A 21,472-nucleotide genomic window follows, 5' to 3' on the forward strand; every position below is an offset into this window, starting at 1 on the left:
ATCACGCCCGGCGGACGTCGACCGCCACGACGTACGTGCCGTCGGCCCGGATCAGCTCACCGACCCGGATCGGCAGGGCCTGGTCGCTGTCGGGCTTCGCCTGGATGCCCAGGCCGTAGGTGACCTGACCTTCGAAGTCGCCGGCGAAGCCGTACCCCTTCAGGGTCGGATAGCCAAGGCTGGTGCCGGGCCGCTGTGTCTGCTTGCCGTTGCCGTCGTGCGCCTGCGCGTCGGTGAACGTGATCCGCAGGACGCTGTTGCCGGGCAACGGGACGGGGTCGCCGCTGCCGTCCTTGGTGAGGTCGCGCTGGTAGGCGATCTCGTAGGTCGGCCAGGCATGGTCGAAGGCGAAGGTCATCCGGGTGTACGGCGGGTCGGCGCCGGGATGGTCGCCGACCTCGACCCGGACCAGGAAGGCGAGCGCCGGGTCCGGGGGTTCGCGCAGCTGCACGACATGCTTGATCTTGGCCGGGTTGGACGGGACCGCCCAGCCGTAGGTGACGCGGAAGCGTCCGGCCGAGGTGCCCGCCGGCTTCGTCGGCGCGGCCCCGGTGCGGGTCGCGGCCGGCGCCGCGCTGGTCTGGTTCGCCACCGGTGAGCTCGCCGGCGGAGCGGCGGCGGGCTCGCACGCGGCGACGCCCAGGGCGGCGAGCAGGGCCAGCACGGGAACGAAAGATCGGCTCATACCGATTCGACGCGCGAGACGGCGATTCGGTTTACCGCGGCCAGCACGACTACCGTAAGTGGTCATGCAGACGACGCGGGTCCTGCACCACATCGCCGCCCCACCGGCCGCGGTCTACCGCGCCCTCCTCGACCCGACCGCGATCGCGAGCTGGCGGGTCCCGGACGACATGACGGCCGAGGTGCACGAGTTCGAGCCCCGCGAGGGGGGCCGGTTCCGGGTCTCACTGAGCTACCGGAACCCGACCCGCGCCGGCAAGACCGCGGGCGCGACCGACACCTACCACGGGCGCTTCCTGCGCCTGGTCGACAACGAGCAGGTGGTCGAGGAGTTCGAGTTCGAGTCGGACTCCCCCGACCTGGCCGGCACGATGACCATGACGACGACACTGACGGAGTCGGAAGGCGGCACGGACGTCCTGGTCGTCCACGAAGGCCTCCCGGACACCATCCCGGCCGCGGACAACGAGCTCGGCACCCGGATGGCCCTGAGCAACCTCGCCCACCTGGTCGAAGCGCAGCCCTGACATCGGCTGGCTCAGGCGACGCCTCGATCCTTCTTCCACGCCTCGAACAACACGAGCGCCAGCCAATGACCCTCGACGAACGCCTGGTGCTCCGCGGAGACGCCGGCGCCGCCCGACGACCGCCGCACGGGGTCGGCGCCCATGGCCAGGAGCAACGCCGTCGTGTCGACGTGCAACGGCAGGCCGCCGTGCACATGCTTCGAAATCTCCGCGTCGACGGAGGCGTGGAGCAACGTGTAGCCGTGATCCTCCTCGTGGATGTTCACCCCGGAACGAAGAAGCTCGAGCAGCGTTCTGACGTCGCCCTCTTCGACCGCTTCGTGTGCCGCCGTCAGTGCCACCGGGGTCGTTCACCTCCATAGAAGACAACCAGTGTCCCACGAGGTAGCGGCGACCAGCGGATGTCAGGGCGCGAGCATGGCGCGGATGGTGTCGTCGACCTTGTTGTCGTCCAGGCGGCGCGGGACCAGGTGGCCGTGGTCCAGTTCGTCGCGGCCGAAGGCGTAGAGGTCGCCGCCCCGGCGGGCCAGGACCAGGTCGTCCGTGTCGCCGGCTGTTTCGGCCGAGCCTTCCGACGTGTAGTGGACGACCGTGACCAGGGCCGACCGGGAGCTTGCCGCCACCACGTCCGCGGCCTCGCCGCCCTTCTCGTAGTCGCCGCGCGGCAGCCACTCGACCAGCTGGTCCAGGGCGTCGTCGGCCTTGAACAGGCCCAGGTCGTGCACGCCGAGCGCGTCGATGCGGACCAGCATCGTCACCGGCTCCGGTTGCGGCAGCATCAGCATTCGCCACGGCTCGCCCGGCGTCGTGCCGGCGACGCGGGCGTCCAGGACCGTGCGGGCGCGCTGCTGGAAGGCGACCGCGATGCCCAGGTCGCCGCGGACCTGGAGTTGCTCGTCGCCGTCGCTGGCCACCAGCAGCTCGCGGGCGGCCAGCGACCGCACCGCCTCGGCGAGGACCTCGTCCGACGGGCGGGCTTCCAGGAAGTCGACCACGGCGTCCACGGCGGTCAGTTCCGCCGACGTGTAGGCGCCGAGCAGGACCGGGCCCGTGTCGACCAGGTCGACGACCGACGAGACCAGGCCACCAGGGACTTGTGCTGTCGTCACGACAACCCCATCTCCGCGAGCAGCGACGACGGTCCGCGCTGCCCGCGATCTCGGCCGCGGATCGCGGCTGCCGTACCGGACGTCGTTTCCGAGACCCAGACGTTGGAGTTCCCGAACAGCCCGCGGCCGGAGCCGTTGGCCATCGCGCGGCCCAGCTCGTCGGCCGGGTCGGCCCGCTCCGGCGGCGGGAACAGGGCGGCGAGGTCGGACGACGCCGAGGTGACGTCGTCGCCCTCCTCCAGCTGGTGCAGGGCGCTCGTCAGGGCCGCCGCGACCGCCGGTGGCACGCTCTGCGGCATCGCCACGTCGGGTGACAGGTACATGGGCCGCCGCTCGGTCTTGCGCGACAGGCCCCACGGGCCCACGTTCGACCGCGTGATCTTGTAGGTGAAGTAGTCGACCAGGTGGCGCAGGTCGTCGACGCTCGGCAGCTTCTTCTTGCCGAACGCGGCCGGTGTCTTCTCCAGCTGCACCCAGGTGCCCTGCGCGGTGCGGCCGTGCAACTTCTCGCGAACCACGGAGCCGCGCATGCCGATGTCGGGCCACTTCTTCTTGTCGATCTGCTTGTGGTGGCTGGAGATCCGCTCGCGGGCGCCCTTGGCGTGCCGCCAGTTCTCGTAGAGGTCCGGGTTGTCGACCAGCACGTGGCCGCCGCACAGCACGTCGTGCAGCTGCGGCACCTGCATGCCGTGCTTCTCCAGGTCGACGATGACCGCGGCCTCCTCCGGGCTGAGCCGGCGGGCCGCCGCGGACAGGCCGCGCCGGTACTCGTTGGTCCGGGAGGTGAGCTCGATCAGCAGGCGTACGCGCGTCCGGACCTGTTCGGTCTCGGTGCTCGTCAGCGCGTGACTGTCCACAGGAGACATGACGCATCCTCCCCCCGAGGCGCCCGTCTTCAAGGCCACCGTAACCCGCGATAAGGACAGCCGTTCGCGCCTCGGTGTTTAGTCCGTTTTGTCGGCATCAAGCCGTGGCGAACGACAGCGCCGACGCCACGTCGTCCGCGCTCCCCCGCGCCCACGCGGCCGCGAACGCCGCCTCGCCGAGCTCCGCCCGCAGCGCCGGCAACCCGGCGTGACCCACCGGCCACTCCGGCACGTAGGCCCGCAGCCAGATCGTTGCGGAAGCGCTGCGCAACCGCCGCGCCGCGGCTGTCATCCGCACCGCCCGCGCCGCCTGCCCCCGTTGCGCGCAGATGTCGGCGAGGGCGTCCAGGCAGAACGCCACGCTGCCCCGGTCGCCCGCCTCGGCCGACTGCGTGGCGCCGTCGCGCAGGTACGTCTCGGCCGCGTCGCGGTCCCCCGTGACGACCGCCGTGACGGCCAGGCTGTAGAGGTCGGCCACGGTGCCGAGCCGATCGTGGGAGCGCCGGGCGGTCTCCAGCCCTTCCCGGAAGATCCGGGCCGCCGTGTCCGTGTCGCCCTCGCTCAGCGAGATGATCCCCATCCGGCTGTAGTAGAGGGAGCGCACCCAGTCCCGTCCCGTCGCGACGCCGAGTTGCCGCGACTTCTCCAGCAGCTCGCGAGCCCGGTCGTACTGGCCGTGGCGCATCGCGATCGTGCCCAGGATCCCGGTCGCGAGCGCCCGGTCACCGTCGTCGCCGATCTGACGCAGCAGCTCCTGGGCCCGCATCAGGTCGGCCTGGGCCCGGCCCAGATCGCCGCTCACGAACGCGGTGGCGCCGGTGCCGATCGCCAGGAACGCGGTCCCCTCCGCGGACAGGCCGGTGGCCTCGTCGGCGATCTGATCCATGTAGCGGGCGCTCTCCTCGACATGGCCGTGCAGCCACCAGAACACCCAGATCGCCCAGCCGAGGCGGATCGCGTTCCACCACTCGCGCTCGTCGATGAACCAGATCATCGTCGCGTTCAGGTTGTCGTGCTCGGTCTCCAGCCGCGTGAGGGCCGACGGCTCGATGCCCAGCTGCGGCTCGAGCCGTTCGGCCAGCCTCAGGAAGAAGCGCGCGTTCGCCTCGTGCGCCTCGTGCCAGCGGCCGCTGTCGCGCAGCCTGTCCAGCGCGTACTCGCGGATGCTGTCGAGCATCCTGAACCGCGGCTCGCCGTCCCCGGTCTCCTGCTTGACCAGGCTGCTCTCGACCAGGCCGTCGAGCGTGTCGACGGCGTCGGGCCCGTAGACCGCCTCGACCGCGTCGAGGTCGAAACCACCGGCGAACACGCCGAGGTGGCAGAACAGCCGCTGCTCGTCGGGGTTCAGCAGGTCGTGGCTCCAGGCGATGGTGTTGTGCAGCGTGCGCTGCCGCACCGGCAGGTCCCGGGCCCCGCCGCTGAGCCCGCCGACGCCCTTGCGCAGCCGCTGCAACAGGGCGGGCGGGGGCAGCACGCGGACCTTGGCCGCCGCCAGCTCGATGGCCAGGGGCAGGCCGTCCAGCCGGCGGCAGATCTCGATCACCGCCTGGGTGTTCTCCGGCGTCAGCGCGAAGTCGCGTTTGGCGGCCCGGGCCCGGTCGGCGAAGAGCCGGACCGCGCCGGTACGCGCGTCGCTGTAGTCGCTGCCGGCTTCCGGCAGGAGCAGCGGCGGCACCTCGACCGTGTGCTCGCCGGTCAGCCGCAGGGATGCCCGGCTGGTCACCAACGCCGTGACGCCGGGTGCGGCGGAGAGCAGGTCGCTGATCACCGGCGCGGCCTCGGCCACCTGCTCGAAGTTGTCGATCACCAGCAGCAGCCGCCGGTCGCGCAGGTACGCCGCCACGTCGTCGATCGGCGGCCGGCTCGCCGTGGTGTGCAGGCCCAACTGCGCAGCCACGGCCGAGCCGACCAGGTCCGGGGTCGTGACCGTCGACAGCTCGACGAACCGGACCCCGTCGGGATAGGCGCCGCCGAGCATCCCGGCCAGCTCGGTGGCGAGCCGGGTCTTGCCCACCCCGCCCGGCCCGGTCAGGGTCACGAGGCGCACGTCCGGGCCGGTGAGCAGCTGCCGCAGTTGCCGCACCTCCGCGTCGCGGCCGAGGATCGGGCTGGCCGGCGCCGGCACGGCCGCCAGGTGCGGGTCCGGCTCGCGCCCGTCCGCCGGGCCGCCGAACCGCTCGCTGAGCAGCAGCGCGATGTCGTCGCGGACCATGCCGCGCAGCTCGCCGGCGGCGCCGAACACCCGGTAGGAGACGCGCGCGTCCTGCCGGATCCGGTCCAGCATCGCCGACAGCCGGACGTCCCGGTCCGGCCCGGGCTCCCTGACGTAGACGAGCTTGGGCAGCTCGCTCGCGAGCGCGAACTCGTCGGCGACCTCGTCGCCGTAGCCCTGCCAGTAGACGCCGACGAACACCTGGCTCTCGGCCAGGTAGGCGCGGTAGATGTCGCGCGGCGGGTGGGGGCGGGCGGCGCTCTCGGCGAGCACCGGGATCAGCCGCAGTCCCCGCACCGCGTCCGTGACCGCCGCGCGCTCGGCGGCCAGCTCGTCGAGCGTGGAGCTGACGTAGACCCGGAGCCGGTCGTCGGGCGTTCTGATGGGATGTGCCCCCGCCACCCCTGTGAATCTATCCGGATTCGAGGTACGCCTGGCCGCGAGCCGACAATCGGTAGCCGACCGGCAGGCTCTCGGTCAGCCCGAGCCCCTTCAGCTTCCGCACGTCGATCTTGAATGACGGCGTGTCCCGGCCGACCGACGCGGCGAGGTCCGGCGCCCGTACGCCCGGGTTGTCCTTGATCAGCCCCAGCGTGGTCGCCGTCCACGGCCCGCGCGGGCTGGCCCGGTCGAGGCGGTCCAGCCGGGCGGCGATGGCGGCCCGGGCGGCGGCGTCGAGGTCGGCGTCGGCGGCCAGCACGCTGCGCGGGTCGGGGGTGTCGAGGCGCCGGAAGCGCAGCAGGTAGAGCTGGCCCTCGCCGGCCGGCACGTCGGCCAGCAGCGCCGCCAGCGTCGGGAAGCCCGCCGCGCGGGCGTCGGCGGCCCGCAGCCGGGACGGGCTGACCGGCTCGACGGCGAGCATCTCGACCATGCCCTGGCCCGTGCGGTAGTGACCGCCGGCGACCACCTGGGGGCGGCGCCAGCGGCGCAGGGCGGCCGTGATCGTGCCGTCGCTGATGCCGTCGCGGAGCCGCTGCTCGAAGAGCATCAGTCGCCCGCCGCCGGCGGCCGGAAGCCCATGCGGATGGTCGCGAGCTGGCCGGCGTTCCAGTCGAGGACCTGGCAGGTCCAGGTGATCACGTAGGCCCGGCCGCCGGCGTTGTAGAGGACACGGAGCACCCGTTGCGGCGGCGCGCCGGCGGGGGTGAAGTCGAACTGCCACTCGGCGCCGCCGTCGGCCAGCGCGTCGGTGCTGCTCACCGAGGCGCCGGTGTAGCCGGTCAGCACGCCGGCGCGCTGCTGCTCCCGTGCGATGCCGGTCCAGTAGGCGACCGGGTCCTTGACCGGCGCCGGCAGCTCCTCGACGCTGAGCAGCTTGGTCATCGTCCGGTCGTAGAGGCAGGTGGTGCCGCCGGTCTCCGTGTAGACGCGCCAGCCGAGCGGCGCCATGAGCCGGTAACCGGCGGGGGCGGTGTACCAGGTGAAGCCGGGCAGAGGGTCGAACAGTTCCCCCGGCGGAGTCGTCGCCTCTCCGACGGTGTCGGTCACGGCGTCGGTGGGCCGCTGGCAGGGCAGCAGGCCCCCGCCGATGCCGCTCAACGCCTTGCCGGCCGACGCCGACGGACCGGGTCCGGCCGCCGTCTCGTTGTCGTCGGAGCGGTTGAGCGCCCACGCCGTGCCGGCCAGCAGCACGGCCACGACGGCGCCGGCGCTGATCACCGCGACGCGCCGCCGCCCGGACCGGCCGTCGCCGAGCCCGATGGTCGTCCCGCGGGCACGCCAGGCGGCCGCACGGGGCCGCCCGTCCGGGTCCAGCGCCACGGTCGGCGCGGCCGACGGGTCGACCTGGTCGGTGACGGCGCCGTCGGGCCGGCGCGGCCGGGGCAGCCGCCGGGGCCGCGGCTTGACGCTCGGGTCGAGCACCCGGCGCAGCAGGCGGTCGACCTCGTCGGCCGACAGGCGCTGCCGGGGATCCTTGCGCAACAGGCCGACCAGCACCGGCCGCAGCGGCCCGGCCAGCTTCGCCGGGTCGGGCGGGCTGGTGGCCAGCGCGGTGAGCGTGGCCAGCGTGGTGCGCCGGTAGAACGGGGAACGCCCCTCGACGGCCGCGTAGAGGGTGGCGCCGAGCGACCACATGTCGGCCTCGGCGGTCGAGGTGCCGTCGCTGGCCCGCTCCGGCGCGACGTATTGCGGCGAGCCCATCACCATGCCGGCCCGGGTGACCGCGCTGTCGCCGTCGAACGTGGCCAGGCCGAAGTCGGTGAGCACGACCCGGCCGTCCTCGCTGATCAGCACGTTGTGCGGCTTGACGTCGCGGTGCAGCACGCCCTTGGCGTGGGCGGCGCACAGGGCGTCGAGGATGTTGAGCCCGATCTCGGCCACCCGGCGGGGCGGCAGCGGGCCCTCGCTCTCGATCACCTGGTGCAGCGAGCGGGACCGCACGTATTCCATGACGATCCACGGGCTGCCCTCGGCGTAGACCACGTCGAAGATCTGCACGACGTTGGGATGGCTGAGCCGGGCCGCCGTGCGCGCCTCCCGCAGGGTGCGTTCGGAGAGCTCGGCGCGCTCCTGCGCACTCATCCACTCAGGTGGTTGGACCTCTTTGACGGCGACGTCGCGGTGGAGCATCTCGTCGCGGGCCAGCCAGACACGGCCCATCCCCCCGCTGCCCACGGGTTCGAGCAGCCGGTAACGCTCGGCGATCAGTGTCCGCTGCAACCGTCCGATCCCTGTTGGTCCGCGCCTCCACCATAGTGACCGGAACCGAGTTGATGAAGCCCCGGTCGATGGAGTGATTGTCCCGCGGACGGGACCGGCCCGCTACGCGAGCAGGTTGCCCGCCGGGACGACGAGCTTCGGCTGCCCGTACGCCATGCGGGCGGCCGCCTCCTGGGTGAGGAACGCGGGCGACTCGCGGATCGCCTTGCCGTACGCGTCGGCGGTGCGCTCGGCGATCGTGGACCAGCCGTAGCGCTTGGCCACCATCGTCCGCGCCTTCTTGGCCACCTTGCGCGCGAAGCGGGAGTCGCCGAGCAGCGAGTCGACGGCGCCGGCCAGCGCGTCGGGGTCGCTGTGCGGGAAGGTCACGCCGGTGACGCCGGGCTCGACGATCTCGGCGAGCCCGCCGGTGGCCGCCACGGCCAGCGGCGCGCCGGCCGCCGCGGCCTCGAGCGCGACCATGCCGAACGGCTCGTAGAGGCTGGGCACCACGGTGGTGTCGGTGGCCGCCAGCAGGGCCGGGAGCGTGGCCTCGCTCTGGAAGCCGACGAAGCTGACCTTGTCGGGGATGCCGAGCCGGTGCGTCTCGGACTCGAGCTCGCCGCGGAACGGCCCGTCGCCGGCGATCACGACGCGCAGGCCCGGGTGGTCGGCGGCGAGCCGGGGCACGGCCCGGATGATGTGCTGGACGCCCTTCTCGTAGACCAGGCGCCCGGCGAAGCCGACCAGCGGCCCCTCGCCGGCGAACTGCTTGCGCGCGGTGGCGACCGCCCGCGGCCCGGCCCGCCAGACCCGGTCGTTGACCCCGTTGGGGATCACCTCGACCCGCTCGGCCGGCAGCTCGAGGAGGCGGGAGACCTCCCACTTCATGTAGGACGAGCAGACGAGGATCTTGCACGCCTCGCGGGCCAGCCACCACTCCACGCTGTGGATGCAGCGGTTCATCTCGTCGGGCAGCCAGCCCTGGTGCCGGCCGGCCTCGGTGGCGTGGATGGTGGCCACCAGGGGCAGGTCGAGGTGCTCCTTGAGCGTCACGGCGGTGTGGGTGACCAGCCAGTCATGGGCGTGGATGACGTCGTACTCGCCGCTCTCGGCCGCCCGCAGGGCCGCCCGGGTCAGCGTGTGGTTGAACGCCATCGTCCAGGCCAGCAGCGACGGGGTGGCCAGTGGGAAGTTCGGCGGGTCCTCGGGGGCGCGGACGATCCGTACGCCCTCCTGGTATTCCTCGAGGGGCGCGCCGGCCGCGTGCCGGGTGACCACGGTGACCTCGTGGCCGGCCGCGGCCAGCGAGGTGGCCAGCGAGTGCACGTGCCGGCCGAGGCCGCCGACCACCACCGGCGGGTACTCCCACGACAGCATCAGAACGCGCCTGATGCCCGAACCCGTGAGCGGTTCGTCGTGGAGAACGTCGGCGGTGCTTTTCATGGCCCGGCCCCCTCGCGGTAAACCCTGGACATACGGCAATAGGCACCCGAGCGGGGTGCCGGCGCGCCAAGTGGGTCGATCTGGAGCCTAGGGCAATCGAGTGCAAATACACCTCAATGCCGCGAAATATGTCTGTTACCGGCGTGGCATGCGGAAAGATGGCGGTCCCGTGTGTCCGGGTGAGGCCGCCGGTAACACGCCGGCCCCAGAATGACCGCGGGCCCCGCGAAGCGGGCAAGATCGATGAGGTGGAGGTGACCGCGGAGGTGCTGGCGGAGCAGGCGCGGCTCGCCGAGGCCGACAGCGGCGCGCGCCCCTGGCGCTCCTGGGGTCCCTACCTGTCCGAGCGGGCCTGGGGCACCGTCCGCGAGGACTACAGCGAGCACGGCACCGCCTGGGACTACTTCCCGCACGACCACGCCCGGTCCCGCACCTACCGGTGGAACGAGGACGGGATGGCCGGGATCTGCGACGACCGGCAGACGTTCTGCTTCGCGCTGGCGCTGTGGAACGGCGTCGACCCAATCCTCAAGGAGCGGATGTTCGGCCTCGGCGGCGACGGCGGCAACCACGGCGAGGACGTCAAGGAGTACTGGTGGTACGAGGACTCCACGCCCACCCACTCCGCGATGCGCTGGCGCTACCACTATCCGCAGGCGGCTTTCCCGTACGACCGGTTGGTGGCCGTCAACGCTCTGCGGCGCCGCGACGAGCCGGAGTACGAGCTCGTCGACACGGGCGTGTTCGCCGACGACCGGTTCTGGGCGGTGACCGTCGACTACGCCAAGGCTTCCCCGACCGACATGTGCGTGCGCATCACCGTGGCCAACCGGGGTCCCGAGCCGGCCACCCTGCACGTGCTGCCGACGCTGTGGTTCCGCAACACCTGGTCGTGGGGGCTGCCCGGCCGGGACGCGGTGCCCACGCTGGCCGCCGACGGCGACAACCGGCTCGTCGGGCGGCACTGGGTGCTGGGCGAGCTCGTGCTCGAGGGCGACGGGGCGCCGGCGCCGCTGCTCTGTGACAACGAGTCCAACGCCGCCCGGCTGTGGGGGCTGGCCGGCGGGTCCCGCTATCCCAAGGACGGGATCAACGACCACGTGGTGCAGGGTGCGGCGACCGTCAACCCGGCGCGGACCGGCACCAAGGGGGCGCTGCACTACGTGCTCGACGTGCCGGCGCGGTCGTCGGCCACGATCCGGCTGCGGCTGTGCGCGACGGGGCCGCCGGGCCGCGGCGGTCCGGCGCCCGCGCTCGACCTGGGCGCCGATCACGACGCGGTGTTCGCGGCCCGGCGGGCCGAGGCGGACGAGTTCTACGCCGCGCTGACCCCGGCCGGCGCGTCGGCCGACGAGGCGGCGGTGCTGCGGGCGGCGTTGGCCGGACTGCTGTGGGGCAAGCAGTTCTACCATTTCGACGTGCGGCAGTGGCTCGACGGCGACCCGGGCTCGCCGGCACCGCCGCCCGGTCGCCGGCACGGGCGCAACAGCGCCTGGCGGCACATGACCAACTTCGACGTCATCTCCATGCCGGACCCGTGGGAATATCCGTGGTTCGCGGCCTGGGACCTCGCGTTCCACTGTGTCACGTTGGCCCGCGTCGACCCAACGTTCGCCAAGCAGCAGCTGCTCCTGCTGCTCCGCGAGTGGTACATGCACCCCAACGGCCAGATCCCGGCGTACGAGTGGGCGTTCGGCGACGTGAACCCGCCCGTGCACGCCTGGGCCGCGCTGCGGGTGTTCGAGATCGACGGTGGGCGCGACGTCGACTTCCTCGCGCGGGCGATGCACAAGCTATTGCTCAACTTCACGTGGTGGGTCAACCGGAAGGACGTCACGGGCAACAACGTGTTCGAGGGCGGCTTCCTGGGCCTCGACAACGTCGGGCCGTTCGACCGGTCGGCCGCGCTGCCGGTCGCCGGGGTGCTCGAGCAGTCCGACGGCACCGGCTGGATGGCCATGTACGCCCTGAACCTGCTCGACATGGCGCTGACCCTGGCGGTGCGCGACCGGGCGTACGAGGACATCGCCACGAAGTTCTTCGAGCACTTCGCCTACATCGCCTCGGGGGCGTACGAGCAGGGGTTGTGGGACGCCGAGGACGCGTTCTTCTACGACGTGCTGCGGCTGCCGGACGGTTCGAAGGTGCCGCTGAAGGTGCGCTCGGTGGTCGGCCTGCTGCCGTTGGCCGCGACCGCGTCGATGTCATCCATGGTGGTCAACCGGCTGCCCGACCTGTCGCTGCGGCTGCGCTGGTTCCTGCACAACCGCCCCGAGTACGGCCTCGTGGTCGGCACCCGGCGACGGGCCGGCGACGGGCGGCAGCAACGGCTGCTGGCCATGGTCGCGCCGGAGCAGCTGGTCAAGATGCTGGGCCGGATGTTCGACGAGTCGGAGTTCCTGTCGCCGTACGGGCTGCGCACGCTGTCCCGGCAGCACCTCGACAAGCCGTTCACGGTCTCGCTCGGCGGGCAGGAGTTCACGGTCGGCTACGAGCCCGCCGAGTCGACCAGCGGCCTGTTCGGCGGCAACTCCAACTGGCGCGGCCCGATCTGGCTGCCGACCAACTTCCTGCTGATCGGGGCGCTGCGCGAGTTCGGGGCGTTCTTCGGCGACGACCTGCTGGTGGAATATCCGACCGGGTCCGGCGAGCGGCTACCCCTCGCCGACATCGCCGACGACCTCTCGCGGCGGGTGATCGGGCTGTTCACCCGGGACCGCAACGGGCGGCGGGCGATCTACGGCGCGTGCGAGCTGTTCCAGACGCACCCGGACTGGCGTGACCTGATCGCCTTCCCTGAATATTTCCACGGTGACAACGGCGCCGGGTTGGGCGCGTGGCACCAGACGGGCTGGACGGCGCTGGTGGCTGACCTGATCCTGACGGTCCGCCGCGCCTAGTCGCCGTTTCGCGGCATGATGGGCGGATGGAGGGGTCCGTCGCGCTGCGTCCGGTCGACGGTGTGCACGTCACCACGTTGATCGACAACTACACCGACGTGCTGCTGCCCGACGAGGGTCCGATCCGGCGCTGGGGCGCGGTCGGCAGCGGCGGCCGGGCCGCGCCGGTCCCGGACTCCGTGTCGGTGAGCGGCCAGACGGTCGACGGGCTGCGGGCCGAGCACGGCTTCTCGGCGCTCGTGGAGCTGCGGGTCGACGGGGCGGCCCGGCGGATCCTGTTCGACGCCGGCGTCACCCCGGACGGGCTGATCGGCAACCTGGACCGGCTGGAGCTGCGGCCGGACTCGTTCGAGTCGATCGTGTTCAGCCACGGGCACTTCGACCACGTGATGGGGCTCGACGGTCTGGTGCGGCGACTCGGCTCGTCGCGGATGCCCGTGTACCTGCACCCGGACTTCTGGCGGCAACGGCGGCTGGTCTCCGGGCCCGACCGGGCGTTCGAGCTGCCCGTGCCGTCCCGGGCCGCGATCGAGGGGGTGGGCTTCGAGATCATCGAGGACCGGCAGCCGTCGTACCTCCTGGACGGGATTCTGCTGGTGACCGGCGAGGTCGACCGGACGGTGCCCTTCGAGCAGGGCATTCCCAACCACCAGGCGTACGTCGACGGCTCGTGGGTCCCCGATCCGTTGATCCATGACGACCAGGCGATGGTGCTGCACGTGGCCGGCAAGGGCCTGGTCATCCTGACCGGTTGCGGGCACGCCGGGGTGGTCAACATCGTCCGCTACGCGCAGCGGCTCACCGGCGTCGCCCAGGTCTACGCGGTGCTCGGCGGCTTCCACCTCCGCGCCGGGTCCGTGGTCGACGAGACGGTCACAGCGCTGGCCGCCCTCGCGCCGGCGTTGCTGGTGCCGTCGCACTGCACGTCGTGGACGGCGCAGCAGGCCCTGGCCGCCGCGATGCCCGCGGCGACCCGGCCCAACACGGTCGGTACGCGGTTCGAGCTCTAGCTAGCGTTTGTGCTCGTCTTCGTCGGCCTCGTCGCGGTGGCCCTCGATGGCGCTCACGATGGCGCCGGTGATGTCGCCGGACGGGACCGCGATCTCCTCACCCTCCGACTCCTCCTGCTCGGAGAGGTTGGGCTCGGGCCCGGTCGCGCCGCCGGCGAAACCGAACTCGTTGGGCTCGTTGGGCTCGTCCGGCTCGTCGTTCGGTTCGTTGTTCTCAGGCTGACCCATGCCTCCTACCTACCCCATGGCCGGCGTCTGAATGCGCCGTTCCGCGATCATTCGCCGCCGGTGCGGGACAGTCCGTAGAGGGTGAGCGCGTCCGGGTTGTCGAGGTGGTTGCCGTCGGCGACGGCGTCGCAGGCGATGTCGACGATCTCGGTCTTGTGCGCCAGGAGGTACGGGCGTGCACCGACGTCGGACTTGGCCAGCGTGGCGATGCCGGCCCAGTGCCGGCGGCCGAGCAGCATGGGATAGCTGCGCATCCCGTCGTAGGTGGCGCACACCAGCGCCCCGCTGTGCGGCAGGAGGGCCACCCGCCGGGCGGCCTCGACGGTCACGCCGGGCATGTCGACGGTGAACACCAGGGCGGCGTCGATCTCGGCCGGGGCTTCCTTCAGCGCCTCCAGCCCGACCCGCAGGCTGGACCCGAGCCCGGTCCCCCACGCCTTGTCGATGACGACGGTGGCCCCCTCCAGCGCGGCGGCCCGGCGCACCTGGTTGGCCGAGGCGCCCAGCACCACGACCAAGGGCGCGCAGCCCACCTCCCGGGCGATGCCACACACCGAGTCGACCAGGAGGGCGTCACCCTGCCGCAACAACGCCTCCGGGCCGCCGATGCGCCGCCCCCCACTGGCAGCCACCACGATTCCCGCGATCCGACCCACGCCCGCCTCCGCCCGGCGACTGAATCGATACGCCCGACAGTCTCATCACCCACAGGCGTCACACGCATCCCACGAGTCGCCTATCCGACGAGGCCGAGGCTTGCGTGTGGCGGTCGCGGCCGGTGGGTAGAAGCGTCCAATGTCGAGATTCGGGGTGCGTCCGAGCCGCCCGCAGGCGGCATTGATGGCGGTCTTCGGCACCGTGATCCTGGTGGCGGGCGTCGTCCAGTTCGTCCGCACGGGCCAGTTCGACTGGTTCACGGTCCTGTTCGTGCTGGCCGGCCTGTGGATCGTCGGCTTCTCGGTGCTGGCGGCCCTGGGCAAGGGTCCGGCCCTGTTCACGTCCCGCGAGCGCGGCGCCCCGACGGGCGGCTTGAGCTTCCGCCCGTCCCGCCCGGTCGCGGTAGCGGGCGCCGTCTTCGGCGCGGCCGTGATCATCTTCGGGGTGGTCCAGTTCGCCCGCGCCGGCGCCTTCTCGTGGTTCCTCGTCGTCTGGGCCGTCCTCGGCGCGTCCGTGGTCGGCTTCAACCTGTGGTCGGCGTTCGCCAGGAACGGCGCGAGCCAGCGGATGACTGAGGAGAACTGAGGCGGTGCCGGACGTGATGGAGATCGGAGCGGACTGGCGTCTGATCGACGGCGTGGCGACGGCGTGGTTCGACGCGCCGTCGCTGATCGAGGGAGCTTCGCTGGCCGGACGCGTCGTCGAGCTGTCGGCGGAGATCGCGATCGACCTGCGTGCGACCGGCGTGCGGGTGCGCCTCGACCGGGACGAGCACGCCGAGGCGGTGTCGGCGGCCGCGCGGGATCTCGGGCTGGCCGCGAACCCGGCGGCGCTGCAGCAGCTGAGCGTCGTGTTCGAGTCCGCGAACCCGTCCGAGCTGAGACGGTTCTGGGCGCCTGTGCTCGACTACGCGCCTGGACCGGACGGCGGTCTCGTGGACCCGTTGCGCCGCGACCCGGGGATGCGGATCCGGCCGTCGACCGATCGGCGCCCGCTGCGAAACCGGATCCACCTCGACGTGGTGCGACCGGCCGCGGCGGTCGAGCAGGCGAGTCCGGGTGAGGCTTCGGGACCCTATGGGGTCCGGCACGCCGACCCCGACGGCAACGAGGTCGACCTGGTCCCGGCCGACGCGCTGGACGGAACCGCGGACTGGCAGGCGGTGTTCAGCGCGATGGCCTGCTACCGCACCTCCTCGCCGAGGCAGCAGCGTGAGCTGGCCGCCGCGGCAGCGGCGCTGGCCGCCGACGCGGGCTTCCCGCTGCTGGTCGACCTGCGCCCCGGTCTGGTGATCGTCGACAGCGGCAAGGACCAGTGGGAGGGCGACGCCCACGGCCTGGATCTCGACTTCACCGAGCTGGCCGGCAGCCTCCAGACCGCGGCACGCGCACTCGGCGCCACCGCCGATGTGGCACTGCCGCGCTTCGCCCAGCTCTTCCTCGACGCTGCCGATGTCGCCGCGGTCCGCGCGTTCTGGCTGGCCGCATTGGGATACGCCGCCGACCGGCGAACCGGGCTGAGCGACATCCACGACCCCCGGCGACTCAACCCGGTGCTGGTCTTCCAGGAGATCGACACCTCGGAGACGGAACGGCGCCGGCAGCGCAACCGCATCCACGTCGAGCTCGCCGTGCCGGCGGACCGCGCGCAGACACGCCTCGCCACGACCGTCGCAGCCGGCGGCCGCCTCCTCGACGAGTCGCCGAACCGCTGGCGAATCGCCGACCCCGAAGGCAACGAACTAGTAATCGTCAGCGGCGCCTGACCCCAAGTTGGACCCCCCTTGGCGCGCCCGGCAGATGCGGCTTCTTCCCGCCTGCACGACGCCGCACTTCCGCAAGATCGCGGAACGCACAACCGCGCGCAGCAGCTCCGCGACCGGCCGGGTGGAGGGGGTCCCTCCTGACGCCTACATGCGAAAGCATGTGGCCACATGTCTTCGCGCGTGCGCTCTGTTGGGGAGGGGTCGGCCCGCGCCGCGCTTGGCGGTTGGGAGGCGGAACTCGCGCGCGGACCACGGCTCGGGACAACGCCGGCCCGAGCGGACCAGGCGTCGCCGGCCTGCACGGCCGCTGCGATGACCAACGCGGCGGCCAACCACACAGCGCGGCTCGGGATGGGCCGGCCTACCGCAGGCCTTGCGGGTCGGGAGCCGAACCCACGCACGGACACGGCTCGAGACAACTCCGGGCGAGCGGACCAGGCGTCGCCGGCCTGCACGGCCGCTGCGATGACCAACGCGGCGGCCAACCACACAGCGCGGCTCGGGATGGGCCGGCCTACCGCAGGCCTTGCGGGTCGGGAGCCGAACCCACGCACGGACACGGCTCGAGACAACTCCGGGCGAGCAGACCAGGCGTCGCCGGCCTGCACGGCCGCTGCGATGACCAACGCGGCGGCCAACCACACAGCGCGGCTCGGGATGGGCCGGCCTACCGCAGGCCTTGCGGGTCGGGAGCCGAACCCGCGCGCGGAACACGGCTCGGGACAACGCCGGCCCGAGCAGACCAGGCTTCGCCGGCCGCGCGGCAAGGCGCTGCGGCGGCCAATCACACAGCGCGGCCCGCAATGGGCCGGCCCGCGGAGGGCCTGGCTGGTCGGGTGCCGAACCCGGTCCGCCGGTCACGGTCATGCGGCAAGGGCCGGCGGCGCCCCGATCGCCCGGGAAGCGGTCCGCCTCGCCTACGGCGGCCGAAGCGGTCCTGGAGCGGCGAACCGCGGCAGGCCAAGCCTCGGGTGCGAGCTGCGCCGTCCCCGGGGTGTGGCCGCCGGTGACGATCAACGGGGTGCGCGGCGGCGGTCAGGTGGTGAAGAAGCGGTGTAGGAGTGGGGCGAGGGCTGTCGGGTCGGCTACGTGGCCTGAGTTTTCGACCACCGCGCGCTCCGCGTGCGGCAAGGCCGCGACCAACTCGTCGGCGGCCGTCTCGAAGAAGCTCGGGCCCAGGGCCGCCAGGTGCGGGTCGGCGGCCGCGCCTGTCGCTACGAGGACCGGCTGGCCCACGCCGGCCAGCAACGACGCGGGTACGCGGCCGTCGCCCAGGCAGGCCGCGTCGTAGGCCAGGGTCGGGGCCAGCGCCTCCAGCGACGGCCAGATCGGCAGTGCGCGGGCGCCCGCGATCTCGGCGTCGCCGGCGCCGGCCAGGCGCATGAAGGCCGCTACCGCGTCGCCGCGGCGGCCCAGGGCCAGCAGGCCGCGTAGCTCTTCCACATAGGACAGCCAGGCCGCGCGGAGCGGCTCGTCGGTCAGGTAGGGGATCTCGTAGACGGCGACGCGCGCCACCGGGAGGCCGGCGGCCGCGCCGGTCAGGGCCAGGGCGCCGCCGGACGACGCGCCGAAGAGCAGGGCCGAGCCGTCGGCCGGGGCCAGCAGCGCGGCCAGGTCGTCGATTTCGCGGTCGACCGCGTAAGGCTGGGTGTCGCCGCTGGCGCCGCGGCCGCGGCGGGCGTAGTTGACGACCGTGAACCAGCGCGACAGCTCGGTGGCCAGCGGCGCGTTCTCCGCGCCGTCGTCGAGGCCGCCGCCGACCAGGACCAGCAGCGGGCCGGCGCCCAGGCGGGTGTAGGCGATGGTGGTGCCGTCGCGGGACGTGACGTAAGCGCTCATTTGGCCTCCGCGTAGCAGTCGACGGCGACCGCCTCCATCGGGAAGCGGACCTCGGTGTCGCCGAACAGGGTCGCGGTCGCGCGGGCGCCGGCGGCGTGGACCGCCTCGACCACCGACTCGGCCTGGTCGGCCGGGCAGTGCACCAGCACCTCGTCGTGCTGGAAGAGGACGAGCTCGGCCGGCGTGCCGGCGAGCGCCGTGCGCAGCGTCGCCAGCAGCGCCAGCGCCCACTCGGCGGCCGTGGCCTGGATGACGAAGTTGCGGGTGAACCGGCCGCGGGCCCGGGCCCGGCCGGTGTCAGCGACCTCACCGGACTCGTAGCCCGCCTCGGCCAGCGACACCGACACCGACGACGGCGGGCAGGTGCGGCCGAGCCACGAGCGGACCAGGCCGCCGCCCTCGCCCGTGCGGGCCGCGCTTTCCACATAGTCGAACGCCGTCGGGTAGTGGCTGCGCAGCACCGCGAGGGCGGGCACGGCGGCGCCGCCGGTCTGGCCGTACATGGCGCCGAGCAGGGCGACCTTGGCGCGGGCGCGATCGCCGCCGAAGGCGTCGGCGGCCAGCGCCGCGTAGAGGTCGCCGGCCTGGCCCGCGGCGGCCAGCCGGTCGTCGCCGGAGACGGCGGCCAGCACCCGCGGCTCGAGTTGGGCGGCGTCGGCCACCACCAGCCGCCACCCGGGGTCGGCGACCACCGCGCGGCGGACCACCTTGGGGATCTGCAGCGCTCCCCCGCCCCGGCTGGCCCACCGGCCGGAGACCACCCCGCCGGGCACGTATTCGGGCCGGAACCGGCCGTCCTGGACCCAGGCGTCGCGCCAGGCCCAGCCGTGCGCCGTCCAGATGCGGAACAGCTCCTTGTAGGCCAGCACCGGCCGGACCGCCGGGTGGTCGACCCGCTGCAGGGTCCAGGAGCGCGTGTTGGGCACGTCGACCCCGGCCCGGTGGAACGCCTTGAGCAGCTCGCCCGGCGACTCGGGATGCAGCGAGCGGACGCCGAACGCGGCGGCGATCTCGGCGGCCAGCGCCGCGAGCCGGGCCGGCGGCCCACCCACGGCGGACGGCGCGCCCAGCAGCTCGCGGAGCAACGCGTCGTGGACGTCGGACCGCCACGGCAGCCCGGCCGCGCCCATCTCGGCCGCCACCAGGGCGCCGGCCGACTCGGCCGCGACCAGCAGCCGGAACCGCCCCGGCGGCGAGGGCACGGCGGCCATCCGGGCGCGCTGGTCGGCGTGGACCGTCACGAGGTCGTCGAGGGAGACCGCCGGGGGCACCGCCGCGAACAGGGCCGCCTGACCGTCGCCGGGCGGCGAGGCCGCGAGCGGCGGCGGATCCGGCGGCACCGGCCCACCACGCAGCCGGGCCAACGCCGCGGCGACCGACCGGGGCGAACCCCACGACCCGGCCGACCCCAGCAGCAACGCCTCGGTCAGCTCGACGTCGTGGCAGCGCTCGACCCGCACGCCGGCCGCCAGCAGCGAAGGATAGAGCGCGGAGGTCGACGGCCAGACCCAGCGCGGCCGCGACGCGGCCTCGACGGAGGCCACCGCCGCGGCCAGTGACGGCACGGTCGCGGCGGGCCCGGCTGGGCGGCCCCCGTCGTCGAGCGGCAGGAGCCGACCCGAACCGCCCTCCCCCGGAACCGCCGCGACCAGCACGGGTTCATTCAACCCGACGGGTACGACAGTTACTTCGTGATGCTGCCCGTCAGGCCGGCCTGCACCTGGCGCTGGAAGATGATGTAGACCGCGAGCACCGGCAGCATGGCCATCGTGAGGCCGGCGAACATGCCCGACCAGTCGGACTTGTAGCCCTGGTTCACGGACAGGTCGATCAGCGCCTGCGCGATCGGGGCCTTCTTCTCGTCGCCGCCCTCGGGCTGCATCAGCAGCACGGGCAGGTACCACTGGTTCCACTGGCCGATCACGTTGAAGATGCCGATGCTGATCAGGCCGGGCTTGGCCATCGGCAGCATCACCCGGAAGAACAGCGAGGTGTGCGTGCAGCCGTCGACGAGGGCCGCCTCCGCCACCGACGACGGCAGCGTGCGGAAGAACGAGTGCATGAAGAAGACGGTGAACGAGAGCGACCAGGCGACGTACACCAGGATCAGCATCGCGTACTGGTTGTGCCCGAGGAACGGCACGATGTTGCCCATGTTGTCGATGCCCTTGTAGAGCGGCACCGCGGCCATGTAGACGGGCAGCGTCAGCCCGGCCAGGAACAGGTAGTAGATGACCCGGTTGCCGGGGAACTCGTAGCGGGCCAACACGTACGCGGCCATCGAGCCGAGCAGCATCGTGAGGAACACGCCGCCACCCACGATGATCACGGTGTCCAGGAAGACGTCCGTGAAGTGCCCGTTCGTCCAGGCCCGGGAGAAGTTGTCCCAGTGCAGGCCGTCCGGGATCATCGAGAGCGGGTTGCGGATGATCTCGGCGTCGGTCTTGAACGACGACATGACGACCCACAGCAGCGGCAGCACCACCATGGCGCCCCACACCAGCAGGAACAGGTGCGAGAAGCCGCTGAACGCGGTGTCGCCGATCGAGGAGCCGGACTTCGCGGGCCGACCCCGGCCGGACGGCGCCGGCTGCACCCCGACGGTTCCCGTCGAGGGAGGCGTGGTGACCGTGCTCATTCGAAGCTCCTAGTACTCGATCCGCTCGCGGCGGGTGATCCGCAGCTGCACGGCGGCCAGCAGCAGGGTGAAGATGCCGAGCGCCACCGCGATCGCGCAGGCGTAGCCGAACTGGCCCTTGTTGAACGCGGTGAAGTTGATGACCGACGCGAACACCTCGCTCGCGTGGTCCGGACCGCCCTGGCTCGGCGTCATGACGTAGACCAGGGCGTACATGTCGAGGGCGATGAAGCCCAGGTAGACCCAGGCGACCGAGACCGAGTCGCGCAGCAGCGGCAGGGTGACCCGGAAGAAGGTGCTCACCCGGCTGGCCCCGTCGAGGGTGGCCGCCTCGAAGATGTCCTTCGGGATGGACTGCATCGCCGCGGAGAACAGCACCATGTAGAAGCCGGTGCCACCCCAGACCGCGATCAACAGCAACCACCAGAGCACGGTGGGTACGCCGAGGAAGGGCGTCGGGTCGGCGACGAACTGCAGGGGGTTGTCGCGGTCGACCAGACCGATCTTCATCAGGATCCCGTTGAGCAGGCCCTGCTCGTCGCCGCGGTAGATGGCCTGCCACATGATGGCGACCAGCACCAGCGAGAGCACCTGCGGGAAGAAGAAGATCACCTTGTAGACGTTGGAGCCCCACACGCCGCGGACCCCGGCCCTGCTCCCGCGTCCACCCACGTTGAGGAGGAACGCGAAGAGCAGGGCCAGCGCGATCGTGAAGACCGGCACGGTGACCAGGAAGAAAACGCTGTGCCAGAAGGCTTTGCGGATCAGCTCGTCCTTGACCAGCCGGACGTAGTTGTCCAGCCCGACGAACTCCTGTGTGTCCGAGTAGCCGCCCCAGTTGGTCAGCGAGTATCCGATGTCCTGCGCATAGGGCCACAGCACGTAGAACACGTACAGAAGCACCGGCAGGAACAGAAAGCTCGTGACGAAGCGGGCTTTACCGTGCCGCAT

The 21,472-nt window shown here is 72.4% G+C and carries 19 protein-coding genes; 5 read left to right on the top strand and 14 right to left on the bottom strand.

All coding sequences use genetic code 11. The features are described from left to right. Position 1: 1 nt before the first annotated feature. Complete coding sequence (locus O7635_RS32985) at positions 2-685, bottom strand: hypothetical protein (protein ID WP_278084405.1); 684 nt, start codon at positions 683-685, stop codon at positions 2-4. A gap of 64 nt (positions 686-749) precedes the next feature. Between O7635_RS32985 and O7635_RS32990 the strand changes: the two genes are divergently transcribed. Beyond that, positions 750-1,211 (top strand): SRPBCC domain-containing protein, encoded by a 462-nt coding sequence (locus O7635_RS32990; RefSeq protein ID WP_278084406.1) that lies wholly within the window; start codon positions 750-752, stop codon positions 1,209-1,211. Between the two features lie 11 nt (positions 1,212-1,222). On the opposite strand, the gene O7635_RS32995 is transcribed toward O7635_RS32990, so the two are convergent. The 7 genes from O7635_RS32995 to O7635_RS33025 all read right to left on the bottom strand — a co-directional run bounded on the left by O7635_RS32995 (position 1,223) and on the right by O7635_RS33025 (position 9,484). Beyond that, on the bottom strand, positions 1,223-1,552 hold the full coding sequence (locus O7635_RS32995; RefSeq protein ID WP_278084407.1) for an ankyrin repeat domain-containing protein: 330 nt from the start codon (positions 1,550-1,552) through the stop codon (positions 1,223-1,225). A gap of 63 nt (positions 1,553-1,615) precedes the next feature. Beyond that, positions 1,616-2,320, bottom strand: coding sequence for a hypothetical protein (locus tag O7635_RS33000; protein ID WP_278084408.1), 705 nt, complete (start codon positions 2,318-2,320; stop codon positions 1,616-1,618). Then, a complete protein-coding gene (locus O7635_RS33005) occupies positions 2,317-3,186 on the bottom strand; it encodes a hypothetical protein (RefSeq protein ID WP_278084409.1) in 870 nt (289 codons plus the stop codon). The genes O7635_RS33000 and O7635_RS33005 overlap by 4 nt, the downstream gene beginning before the upstream one ends. Positions 3,187-3,283: 97 nt before the next feature. Continuing rightward, a complete protein-coding gene (locus O7635_RS33010) occupies positions 3,284-5,800 on the bottom strand; it encodes a DUF4062 domain-containing protein (protein WP_278084410.1) in 2,517 nt (838 codons plus the stop codon). A gap of 10 nt (positions 5,801-5,810) precedes the next feature. Further along, positions 5,811-6,386 (bottom strand): hypothetical protein, encoded by a 576-nt coding sequence (locus O7635_RS33015; protein ID WP_278084411.1) that lies wholly within the window; start codon positions 6,384-6,386, stop codon positions 5,811-5,813. Further along, a complete protein-coding gene (locus O7635_RS33020) occupies positions 6,386-8,059 on the bottom strand; it encodes a serine/threonine-protein kinase (RefSeq protein ID WP_278084412.1) in 1,674 nt (557 codons plus the stop codon). The genes O7635_RS33015 and O7635_RS33020 overlap by 1 nt, the downstream gene beginning before the upstream one ends. Positions 8,060-8,161: 102 nt before the next feature. Then, complete coding sequence (locus O7635_RS33025; RefSeq protein ID WP_278084413.1) at positions 8,162-9,484, bottom strand: glycosyltransferase family 4 protein; 1,323 nt, start codon at positions 9,482-9,484, stop codon at positions 8,162-8,164. A gap of 248 nt (positions 9,485-9,732) precedes the next feature. Between O7635_RS33025 and O7635_RS33030 the strand changes: the two genes are divergently transcribed. Both O7635_RS33030 and O7635_RS33035 read left to right on the top strand, forming a co-directional pair. Continuing rightward, entirely contained in the window at positions 9,733-12,384 is a 2,652-nt protein-coding gene (locus O7635_RS33030) for a glucosidase (RefSeq protein WP_278084414.1), read from the top strand. Between the two features lie 26 nt (positions 12,385-12,410). After that, positions 12,411-13,394, top strand: a complete 984-nt coding sequence (locus tag O7635_RS33035; RefSeq protein WP_278084415.1) for an MBL fold metallo-hydrolase — start codon at positions 12,411-12,413, stop codon at positions 13,392-13,394. On the opposite strand, the gene O7635_RS33040 is transcribed toward O7635_RS33035, so the two are convergent. Both O7635_RS33040 and O7635_RS33045 read right to left on the bottom strand, forming a co-directional pair. After that, entirely contained in the window at positions 13,395-13,622 is a 228-nt protein-coding gene (locus O7635_RS33040) for a hypothetical protein (RefSeq protein ID WP_278084416.1), read from the bottom strand. A 47-nt stretch (positions 13,623-13,669) separates the two neighbouring features. Continuing rightward, the gene (locus O7635_RS33045; RefSeq protein WP_278085629.1) at positions 13,670-14,260 is read right to left on the bottom strand and encodes an NTP transferase domain-containing protein; all 591 of its coding nucleotides are present in this window, start codon (positions 14,258-14,260) and stop codon (positions 13,670-13,672) included. Between the two features lie 157 nt (positions 14,261-14,417). Here O7635_RS33045 and O7635_RS33050 point away from each other — a divergent pair, with 157 nt between their 5' ends. Both O7635_RS33050 and O7635_RS33055 read left to right on the top strand, forming a co-directional pair. Then, on the top strand, positions 14,418-14,864 hold the full coding sequence (locus tag O7635_RS33050; protein WP_278084417.1) for a hypothetical protein: 447 nt from the start codon (positions 14,418-14,420) through the stop codon (positions 14,862-14,864). Between the two features lie 4 nt (positions 14,865-14,868). Further along, on the top strand, positions 14,869-16,044 hold the full coding sequence (locus O7635_RS33055; protein ID WP_278084418.1) for a VOC family protein: 1,176 nt from the start codon (positions 14,869-14,871) through the stop codon (positions 16,042-16,044). A gap of 1,035 nt (positions 16,045-17,079) precedes the next feature. Here the strand turns inward: O7635_RS33055 and O7635_RS33060 are convergent. The 4 genes from O7635_RS33060 to O7635_RS33075 all read right to left on the bottom strand — a co-directional run bounded on the left by O7635_RS33060 (position 17,080) and on the right by O7635_RS33075 (position 21,472). Next, positions 17,080-17,883 (bottom strand): alpha/beta fold hydrolase, encoded by an 804-nt coding sequence (locus tag O7635_RS33060; RefSeq protein WP_278084419.1) that lies wholly within the window; start codon positions 17,881-17,883, stop codon positions 17,080-17,082. Beyond that, positions 17,880-19,535 carry a bifunctional 3'-5' exonuclease/DNA polymerase gene (locus O7635_RS33065; RefSeq protein ID WP_278085630.1) on the bottom strand — a complete coding sequence of 552 codons (1,656 nt, stop codon included), beginning with the start codon at positions 19,533-19,535 and terminating at the stop codon, positions 17,880-17,882. Before O7635_RS33065 ends, O7635_RS33060 begins: the two co-directional genes overlap by 4 nt. 32 nt (positions 19,536-19,567) lie before the next feature. Beyond that, on the bottom strand, positions 19,568-20,371 hold the full coding sequence (locus tag O7635_RS33070; protein ID WP_278085631.1) for a carbohydrate ABC transporter permease: 804 nt from the start codon (positions 20,369-20,371) through the stop codon (positions 19,568-19,570). Positions 20,372-20,530: 159 nt separating this feature from the next. Beyond that, positions 20,531-21,472 carry a sugar ABC transporter permease gene (locus tag O7635_RS33075; RefSeq protein WP_278084420.1) on the bottom strand — a complete coding sequence of 314 codons (942 nt, stop codon included), beginning with the start codon at positions 21,470-21,472 and terminating at the stop codon, positions 20,531-20,533.

Origin of the sequence: Asanoa sp. WMMD1127, from assembly GCF_029626225.1 — a bacterium.
Classification (GTDB): Bacteria; Actinomycetota; Actinomycetes; order Mycobacteriales; family Micromonosporaceae; genus Asanoa.

Bases quoted from the DNA above. Each gene is read 5' to 3' on its own strand.
- O7635_RS32985 (WP_278084405.1), bottom strand. From the start codon at position 685: ATGAGCCGATCTTTCGTTCCCGTGCTGGCCCTGCTCGCCGCCCTGGGC.
- O7635_RS32990 (WP_278084406.1), top strand. From the start codon at position 750: ATGCAGACGACGCGGGTCCTGCACCACATCGCCGCCCCACCGGCCGCG.
- O7635_RS33005 (WP_278084409.1), bottom strand. From the start codon at position 3,186: ATGTCTCCTGTGGACAGTCACGCGCTGACGAGCACCGAGACCGAACAG.
- O7635_RS33015 (WP_278084411.1), bottom strand. From the start codon at position 6,386: ATGCTCTTCGAGCAGCGGCTCCGCGACGGCATCAGCGACGGCACGATC.
- O7635_RS33025 (WP_278084413.1), bottom strand. From the start codon at position 9,484: ATGAAAAGCACCGCCGACGTTCTCCACGACGAACCGCTCACGGGTTCG.
- O7635_RS33035 (WP_278084415.1), top strand. From the start codon at position 12,411: ATGGAGGGGTCCGTCGCGCTGCGTCCGGTCGACGGTGTGCACGTCACC.
- O7635_RS33040 (WP_278084416.1), bottom strand. From the start codon at position 13,622: ATGGGTCAGCCTGAGAACAACGAACCGAACGACGAGCCGGACGAGCCC.
- O7635_RS33050 (WP_278084417.1), top strand. From the start codon at position 14,418: ATGTCGAGATTCGGGGTGCGTCCGAGCCGCCCGCAGGCGGCATTGATG.
- O7635_RS33060 (WP_278084419.1), bottom strand. From the start codon at position 17,883: ATGAGCGCTTACGTCACGTCCCGCGACGGCACCACCATCGCCTACACC.
- O7635_RS33070 (WP_278085631.1), bottom strand. From the start codon at position 20,371: ATGGTGGTGCTGCCGCTGCTGTGGGTCGTCATGTCGTCGTTCAAGACC.
- O7635_RS33075 (WP_278084420.1), bottom strand. From the start codon at position 21,472: ATGCGGCACGGTAAAGCCCGCTTCGTCACGAGCTTTCTGTTCCTGCCG.